Below are 6,671 nucleotides of genomic sequence, written 5' to 3' on the forward strand. Positions count from 1 at the left end.
GTCGCCCCCAAGGATACACGAAAGCCAGTTTGTAAAGCGTCTTGGATATTGTTAGGATTCATAACTACGATAAGGGTTGACCCGTTGGTTATTTTACAATACTTGACACTTTCCAGCCGAAAGGCAAGGACGAGGACTTGAGACCCATTGATTTTGGTCAATTTGCCCTGCCTTAACTTGTCACCCAACTTGTTCGAGATACTGATTGACATCCTCAATCACCCGAGTCAGTTCAGCTTCCGTACTCAAACGGATGCGTTCATCCCGCAGTGTGATTAAAACTTTAGCCGCAAAGGGACTGGGGTAAATATTGGGATTGCAGAAAATTTCCAAGAAAACATCCCCAGTATATTGGTACTCTATTGATTTTTGCGGACTAGGCTTGCTGGTACTGCCTGGGGCTTGAGCCGTAGCTTTTAAAGTTTGTACAAGTTGGGCGAGTGCCTTTTGTAAATTTTGGGCAGCTTCCGGCGTAAATTTGAACGATACAGACCCTTGAGCCAGATTGAGGGTGAGTTGAGCTGGAACCATGAGCAATAAATTTTAATAATGAGCGCTTACTGATAGAAGATGGTAATTGAGTCCCTCAGAAAATTTACCAAAGAATGAGACGTTTTGGCACACAATTCCTAGAAAAACTCGCAAGAAGCCGACAAAAACTTAGGGGGCTTAGAGAATTAAAAGCATTAAAGGACAAGGGTTTCAGTCATTTTCCTGACTAAACTAAGGATAGGGGAAATTCCTTATTGAGGGGCAACCATAATGCCAGCCGACAAACGTGCTGAAGTTCGCAAGGTTTTGCTGATTACCCTGCTGTTGAATGTATTCGTGATGGCATTGAAAGCCATTCTCGGCATTTTAACCGGGTCTTTGAGTTTACAAGCTGATGCGTTGCACAGCGTCACCGATAGTGCCAATAATGTTTTGGGTTTAGTGGCGAATCGATTTTCGTCTCCTCAACCTGATCGCGAACATCCCTATGGTCATCAGAAGTTTGAAGCCGTAGGCGCTTTGGGGATTGCGGCATTTTTAGGCATTGCTTGTTTTGAAATTCTCAAAGGCACCATCGAGAGGATTGTCAACGGTTTGACGCCAATCACGATCGCAGCGCCAGAGTTATGGTTACTGCTGATTGTCTTAGGCGTGAATATTTTCGTTACCTTCTATGAAAGAAATGTGGGGAAGCGGGTGGGAAGTGCGATTTTGATCGCGGATGCTCAACACACGATGAGTGATGTCTGGGTAACCATTACGGTTTTGGCGGGATTGATTGGTATCTGGCAAGGACAACTGTGGAATCTGCCCCAACTCCAATGGTTAGATGTGATTCTTGCCTTTCCTGTCGCCCTGTTAGTCTTTCGCAGTGGCTGGGAAGTAGTAACGGATAACTTACCCTGGTTAGTTGATCAAGTCGCGATCGCACCCGAAGCGATTCAAGGGATTGTTATCCAAGTTCCTGGAGTCATCAACTGCCACGATATTGCCTCTCGTGGCGTCTTGGGGCGTCAAGTCTTCATTGAAATGCATCTGATTGTTGATGCGAAAGACGTGGAAACTGCCCACCAAATTACCGAGGCGGTGGAGGATCGATTAGAAGAACGCTTTGATCCGGTGCGCGTGTTGATTCATGTCGAACCTCCAGCTTATGAGTCCGATCAGATAACCTTTTAACCGCTCAGAAGCCCTGGAAAAAGCCTGACTTTTCCACAGATATTGCGACTTTTCCACAGAAACCCGTTAGTTTTCCACAAAAGATAAGGAATTGTTAATCCCAATGTTTACTCTTCTTAACCAGAAGAGACGTTCCGGCAGAACGTCTCTACCACAGTTGGTTTGTCCTTAGCGATGTGTATCCTGCTATAGAAGACTGTTACTGAATTGATCGTTCAAGCAGATACCTGTTCAGTCATCTCGTCGCTGGTTGCTGAGGAGGCTTGTGCCAGACGTTTTTCCTTATCCCGCTTCCGTTTTTTCGCATAGAGTTGAATCGATGCTGCCATCGCAATCACCAGAGCAAAGATTCCCCAAGCGGTAATATCCGTAGGTAAACTATTCTTAAATACAGCCAGTAAAACAATCGCGACGAGTAGGACAGTCGGCGCTTCATTGAGGGCGCGAAACTGTTGACCCGTCCATTGACAGTCTCCAGAGGCTAACCGTCGCATCAACCGACCACAGTAAAAATGATAAGCCAGCAACACCACAACGAACGCCAGTTTCGCGTGCATCCAACCGGATTTTAAAACCTCTGGTTCAGTCGTGAGTAGACCAATTGCCATGGCAACCGTCACAACCATTCCCGGTGTGGTAATGATGTTGTAGAGACGCTTCTCCATGATTTGGTATTGATTTTTCAGAATCGTTTGCGCGGGTTCTGCTTCCTGGGAGGCTTCGGCGTGATAGACAAACAGACGCACGAGGTAGAATAACCCAGCAAACCAGACAACAATGCCAATTAAGTGAAATGCCTTATACCAGAAGTAAGCCATAAATTATTCCGTTACAATTCTTTACAATTGAGCGATTGGATTAGAGGGGGTAATCGGTAATTATCAGTCGAAGCTAAACTCCTACTTACCTTAACATATCTACATCAAAATCAGGCATTTCAGATGTTAGGTATTCAGTTTGAAGTGAGTGAATCAACAGCATAGTTTAGATACTGATACACCTTTTTACCATCTTTTAGCATGGCAAAATAGTTAATAGTCTGCGGATGAGTAGATACTTGATTCCCATCGCTAGACAGGAAGTAGATGTCCATGAAAGGCTAGTTATGTCGAATCGCGATCGCGAGTTATTTAGCACATTACTATTGGGTTCCAGAGATGATGCGATCGCTTTCCTGAAAATCGATGAAATAGCGATCGCGTCTTGAGTATTACTGTCGGCGAGTCATTGCCATTACCCCATTGACGGTGAGTTCAGGCAGATTACCCAATGTTGGCAACGTGTCTGATCCTGAACGTATAATTGGTAGTTGATCCCCCTCCCAGATCCAAACCTGTTGACTAGCTGGGTCAATTAACCAGGCTAATTGTGTGCCGTTGCTCAGGCAATGGAGAATCTTCTTCTGTAGGTCTAGAGGACTTTGATCAGGGGAGCGAATTTCAATCAGCCAATCCGGTGCGCCATCGAATAGTCCATCCTTCTCAGGAAGACGAGCGATCGCAATAATAGAAATATCAGGCACTGGCGAGTAAGGAGGCACTAAACAGCGTAGCTCTTGCACGGCTTCAAACTCGTCTGTATGACCGTTAATATAATTAACTAGATTGCGTTGTATTCTAGAACCTGTTACTTTGATGGAGAGCAGCGATCGCTCTTTGAGTGAACGGGATAGTGGTTACGCGCAATCAACGGGGTTTTGGTAGAGTGTTGAATTTAGAGTTGGCAGATTGGACGGTTGGGGAATTCCAGAGGTAGCGATCACGTTGTTTAATGGCTAGAATCTTAATCGGGTTTGGGTTAAGGGTTGTATGCTTGAGGTGAGGCGATCGCACTTAGGGAAAAGAGCGATCGCACGTCCTCATCACTAAAGCTAATGGCGTGGCAGTTGACTTGACAACTATAGAGAAGAAGTGACATGGATGTGGTTATTCCCAAGGACATTGTTGCAGCTACGAAGATGTCGGAAGCTCAACTGAAACTAGAAATTGCCATTATGCTCTATAAGCAGGAGAAAATTAGTAGTGGCAGAGCTTGTCAGTGGTTAGGGATGAATTTGATTGAGTTTCGCCGGGAATTGGGTCAGCGAGGAGTGACAATCAACTATGATGTGGCTGATTTTGAGTCTGACCTCAAAACGTTAAGGTCACTGGGCAGATTATGATTGTTGTCAGGTTCAATTCTATATCAAACAAATTTTCTCAAAGGATGAGGTGATCGCACTCCCTCAGTATCAATCTACAGGCGATCACTTACAATGCCAGAATAGTTAATAGAAGAAATTGGAGAAGTCCAGCATGGCATCAGCAAAAATAGTAGATATGACGATTGATGACATCAAAGCCTTGATTACTGAAGTGGTGGATGAACGGTTGCACAACTGGTGGCAACAATCAAGGGATACTCGCTCTATTGAAGAGATTTTAGCGGCTATGGATCGTTTGAGATGGACACCACCTCCTGGATCTCCCAACACGACTGAATTATTGCGGGAGGATCGAGTCCGCTAATGGCAATCTATGTAGTAGATGCTAGTGTAGTCGTTCAGTACGCTATCACCCAAACTTATACGCCAGAAGCACGAGTCTTAGTCGCTCGGATGTATCAAGGGGATCAGTTGTGTATCCCAGAATTTTGTCTGCTGGAGTGTGTTAATGTTTTGTGGAAAGAGGTTCGGTTTCGGGGATTGCCGAAAACACAAGCTGAACAGATTGTGGGTGAACTGCTGGCGTTATCATTCCGGATCATGCCAACTGTTCATCTTTTGCCTAGCGCCTTACAAATCGGTTTGAGCTATCAATTGGCTTTGTATGATTCGCTGTATATTGCATTGGCTGTTGATCTAAATTGCCCTCTGGTGACAGTAGATGATCGCCAAGGGAATGGTGCGATCGCCAGTGGTGTCATGGTTAAACCTATAACTGACTTCTCTCCTGCATGATGAAATACATAGATGCGATCGCGTGGATGTGATGGCTAGAATTTTAATCGGGTTTGGGTTATAGGTTGTATCCTGAAGGTGAAGCGATTTGGCTGTAAAAACTGACCGACTTGCTAAGATTAGGATTTCCGCTGGCAGGGATATGGGTAAAATAGGGTAAAGAGTGTGGATACAATAGGTTAGGCTGGAAAAGTACGATGAATATCGATTCTTTAAGGATTGAAAAGAATCCCTCAACTAAACACCGTTATGAGGTGCTGATTGAAAACCAAGTAGAAGGAGGACTAAATGCAGAATTTCTGCTCCTGGAATAACGATTACATGGATGCTAAGGTTCGCTAATCAAGTTGATTCTGATAGGCTTGCTAAAAATTCTTCGGGTAACATTACTGGAACAGGCGATGCGACAAAATCAGTTATATTGCGTGTAATGATAATCTCCAAACCTGCCGCCAGTGCAGCTTCAATTGTTACCGCATCTTCAAAATCTTTCACAGAGCTTTGCAATGCGGATCGAATCACCTCATCGGTTACACTTGCCACTTGAATCCGTTCTAATAAAGTTGATAGTAGTTTCCTTGCCGCGTCACTGCCTATTTGACGACGCAAAATATAGAAAATGTTGGTTATGGCATGACCTGAAACATATCCCTCAACCCACTCTTGGGTTGCTGAATTTAAGGCTTGTGCGGAAGCTACAACAAAAGGTTGGCGTTGAGCAAGAACATCAAGTAAGATATCACTATCAAATAACACCCGTCTCACTGGTATTTTGTCTCCAGATAATCAATGTAGGACTCGTTGGCATCCTCTGGACTTAGCTGAATAACACCCAGTAAACGTTGAGTCCAAGGATCAAGCTCCGTCATGGGTATTGCAGTGAAGCTTGGAGATATCGATGATAGAGTTTCTTGTTGAATTGAAGTCAACAAAGACTGAACTAAACGCCAGCGATCGCTGATGGGTAATTGCAAGGCTTGGTTTTGCAATTCTTGCCATGTCATTGATTCTCTCCTTCAAGAACTTTTCTTTTCTAATTATATAGATTAGAATTGTAGGAGCGCACGCCCCGTGCGCCCTTTTACCATACCAATGTGCGCCAAACTTAACGGCAAAATCTATTCCACCATTTTAGCTGTGTCACCCCAGTTATTTGAGTTAAGGGTTGTATCCTTGGTGTGAGGCGATCGCATTTAGGGAAAAGAGCGATCGCACTCCCTCATCTTCAAAGCTAATGGCGTGGCAGTTGACTTGACAACTATAGAGGAGAAGTGACATGGATGTGGTTATTCCCAAGGACATTGTTGCAGCTACGAAAATGTCGGAAGCTCAACTGAAACTAGAAATTGCCATTATGCTCTATAAGCAGGAGAAAATTAGTAGTGGCAGAGCTTGTCAGTGGTTAGGGATGAATTTGATTGAGTTTCGCCGGGAATTGGGTCAGCGAGGAGTGACAATCAACTATGATGTGGCGGATTTTGAGTCTGACCTGAAAACGTTAAGGTCACTGGGCAGATTATGATTGTTGTCAGTGACACTTCACCGATCACAAGTCTGGCAGGTATCGGACGGCTGGATCTGTTGCAGCAACTTTACAGCAGAGTGATTATTCCGCAAGCTGTCTATGATGAGATGGTGAGAGTAGGAAAGGCTGTACCGGGTGCGTTTGAAGTTCAAACCTTTGCCTGGATAGAAACTCAACAGGTTAGTGACTTCAATCAAGTTTCAGTACTGCAAGCCGATTTAGATCCAGGTGAGGCGGAAGCCATTATTTTGGCTATGGACCTAAATGCAGAGCTTCTGCTCATGGATGAACGTCCTGGAAGAACGATCGCACTTCATTAATGTGAGTTGGGTGTTGGGACTGTTGCTGGAGGCTAAACGCAAGGGTTTGATTTCGGCGGTAAAGCCTGTGATGGATCGATTGATTAATGAGGTTGAGTTTCGAGTCAGCAGTCAGCTATACACTATCATCTTACAGTCTGCGGGTGAGTAATAACTTGGTCGTTAAAGTTCTATTTTATATAAAACAAATTTTCTCAAAGGATGAGGCGATCGCACT

At 44.4% G+C, this 6,671-nt stretch carries 10 protein-coding genes and 3 pseudogenes; 8 read left to right on the plus strand and 5 right to left on the minus strand.

The genetic code is table 11. The features are described from left to right. Nucleotides 1-180: 180 nt before the first annotated feature. Nucleotides 181-531 carry a hypothetical protein gene (locus ACLFWI_RS24050; RefSeq protein WP_446411047.1) on the minus strand — a complete coding sequence of 117 codons (351 nt, stop codon included), beginning with the start codon at nucleotides 529-531 and terminating at the stop codon, nucleotides 181-183. 231 nt (nucleotides 532-762) lie between these two features. On the opposite strand from ACLFWI_RS24050, the gene ACLFWI_RS24055 reads away from it, so the two are divergent. Continuing rightward, complete coding sequence (locus ACLFWI_RS24055; RefSeq protein WP_446415025.1) at nucleotides 763-1,671, plus strand: cation diffusion facilitator family transporter; 909 nt, start codon at nucleotides 763-765, stop codon at nucleotides 1,669-1,671. Between the two features lie 215 nt (nucleotides 1,672-1,886). On the opposite strand, the gene hemJ is transcribed toward ACLFWI_RS24055, so the two are convergent. Next, nucleotides 1,887-2,489: a protoporphyrinogen oxidase HemJ gene (hemJ, locus tag ACLFWI_RS24060; protein ID WP_446411049.1), complete on the minus strand. Its 603-nt coding sequence runs from the start codon at nucleotides 2,487-2,489 to the stop codon at nucleotides 1,887-1,889. 72 nt (nucleotides 2,490-2,561) lie between these two features. Between hemJ and ACLFWI_RS24065 the strand changes: the two are divergent. Together ACLFWI_RS24065 and ACLFWI_RS24070 are read left to right on the plus strand one after the other, a co-directional pair. Continuing rightward, nucleotides 2,562-2,654 (plus strand): annotated as a pseudogene (locus tag ACLFWI_RS24065) (transposase family protein); the annotation flags it as partial. 62 nt (nucleotides 2,655-2,716) lie between these two features. Then, nucleotides 2,717-2,878 carry a hypothetical protein gene (locus ACLFWI_RS24070; RefSeq protein WP_446411050.1) on the plus strand — a complete coding sequence of 54 codons (162 nt, stop codon included), beginning with the start codon at nucleotides 2,717-2,719 and terminating at the stop codon, nucleotides 2,876-2,878. 3 nt (nucleotides 2,879-2,881) lie between these two features. Here ACLFWI_RS24070 and ACLFWI_RS24075 read toward each other — a convergent pair. Further along, a pseudogene (locus tag ACLFWI_RS24075) lies at nucleotides 2,882-3,292 on the minus strand (Uma2 family endonuclease); the annotation flags it as partial. Nucleotides 3,293-3,586: 294 nt separating this feature from the next. Between ACLFWI_RS24075 and ACLFWI_RS24080 the strand changes: the two are divergent. The 3 genes from ACLFWI_RS24080 (at nucleotide 3,587) to ACLFWI_RS24090 (ending at nucleotide 4,609) form a co-directional block, all read left to right on the plus strand. Continuing rightward, on the plus strand, nucleotides 3,587-3,832 hold the full coding sequence (locus tag ACLFWI_RS24080; protein ID WP_446415026.1) for a UPF0175 family protein: 246 nt from the start codon (nucleotides 3,587-3,589) through the stop codon (nucleotides 3,830-3,832). 133 nt (nucleotides 3,833-3,965) lie between these two features. After that, a complete protein-coding gene (locus ACLFWI_RS24085) occupies nucleotides 3,966-4,178 on the plus strand; it encodes a hypothetical protein (protein WP_446415027.1) in 213 nt (70 codons plus the stop codon). Further along, the gene (locus ACLFWI_RS24090; RefSeq protein WP_446415028.1) at nucleotides 4,178-4,609 is read left to right on the plus strand and encodes a type II toxin-antitoxin system VapC family toxin; all 432 of its coding nucleotides are present in this window, start codon (nucleotides 4,178-4,180) and stop codon (nucleotides 4,607-4,609) included. The genes ACLFWI_RS24085 and ACLFWI_RS24090 overlap by 1 nt, the downstream gene beginning before the upstream one ends. A gap of 342 nt (nucleotides 4,610-4,951) precedes the next feature. Here the strand turns inward: ACLFWI_RS24090 and ACLFWI_RS24095 are convergent, their stop codons facing one another. Next, nucleotides 4,952-5,374 (minus strand): PIN domain-containing protein, encoded by a 423-nt coding sequence (locus tag ACLFWI_RS24095; protein ID WP_446415029.1) that lies wholly within the window; start codon nucleotides 5,372-5,374, stop codon nucleotides 4,952-4,954. After that, the gene (locus ACLFWI_RS24100) at nucleotides 5,371-5,613 is read right to left on the minus strand and encodes a hypothetical protein (protein ID WP_446415030.1); all 243 of its coding nucleotides are present in this window, start codon (nucleotides 5,611-5,613) and stop codon (nucleotides 5,371-5,373) included. The genes ACLFWI_RS24095 and ACLFWI_RS24100 overlap by 4 nt, the downstream gene beginning before the upstream one ends. 272 nt (nucleotides 5,614-5,885) lie before the next feature. Here ACLFWI_RS24100 and ACLFWI_RS24105 point away from each other — a divergent pair, with 272 nt between their 5' ends. Together ACLFWI_RS24105 and ACLFWI_RS24110 are read left to right on the plus strand one after the other, a co-directional pair. Then, nucleotides 5,886-6,131 (plus strand): UPF0175 family protein, encoded by a 246-nt coding sequence (locus tag ACLFWI_RS24105; protein WP_446415026.1) that lies wholly within the window; start codon nucleotides 5,886-5,888, stop codon nucleotides 6,129-6,131. After that, a pseudogene (locus ACLFWI_RS24110) lies at nucleotides 6,128-6,605 on the plus strand (DUF3368 domain-containing protein). Before ACLFWI_RS24105 ends, ACLFWI_RS24110 begins: the two are co-directional and overlap by 4 nt. Nucleotides 6,606-6,671 lie beyond the last annotated feature (66 nt).

Source organism: Coleofasciculus sp. (genome assembly GCF_046539235.1).
Taxonomy (GTDB): Bacteria; Cyanobacteriota; Cyanobacteriia; order Cyanobacteriales; family Coleofasciculaceae; genus Coleofasciculus.

Excerpts from the sequence above, each read along its gene's own strand:
- ACLFWI_RS24050 (WP_446411047.1), bottom strand. The coding sequence starts at position 531 with ATGGTTCCAGCTCAACTCACCCTCAATCTGGCTCAAGGGTCTGTATCG.
- ACLFWI_RS24055 (WP_446415025.1), top strand. The coding sequence starts at position 763 with ATGCCAGCCGACAAACGTGCTGAAGTTCGCAAGGTTTTGCTGATTACC.
- hemJ (WP_446411049.1), bottom strand. The coding sequence starts at position 2,489 with ATGGCTTACTTCTGGTATAAGGCATTTCACTTAATTGGCATTGTTGTC.
- ACLFWI_RS24070 (WP_446411050.1), top strand. The coding sequence starts at position 2,717 with ATGAGTAGATACTTGATTCCCATCGCTAGACAGGAAGTAGATGTCCAT.
- ACLFWI_RS24080 (WP_446415026.1), top strand. The coding sequence starts at position 3,587 with ATGGATGTGGTTATTCCCAAGGACATTGTTGCAGCTACGAAGATGTCG.
- ACLFWI_RS24085 (WP_446415027.1), top strand. The coding sequence starts at position 3,966 with ATGGCATCAGCAAAAATAGTAGATATGACGATTGATGACATCAAAGCC.
- ACLFWI_RS24090 (WP_446415028.1), top strand. The coding sequence starts at position 4,178 with ATGGCAATCTATGTAGTAGATGCTAGTGTAGTCGTTCAGTACGCTATC.
- ACLFWI_RS24100 (WP_446415030.1), bottom strand. The coding sequence starts at position 5,613 with ATGACATGGCAAGAATTGCAAAACCAAGCCTTGCAATTACCCATCAGC.
- ACLFWI_RS24105 (WP_446415026.1), top strand. The coding sequence starts at position 5,886 with ATGGATGTGGTTATTCCCAAGGACATTGTTGCAGCTACGAAAATGTCG.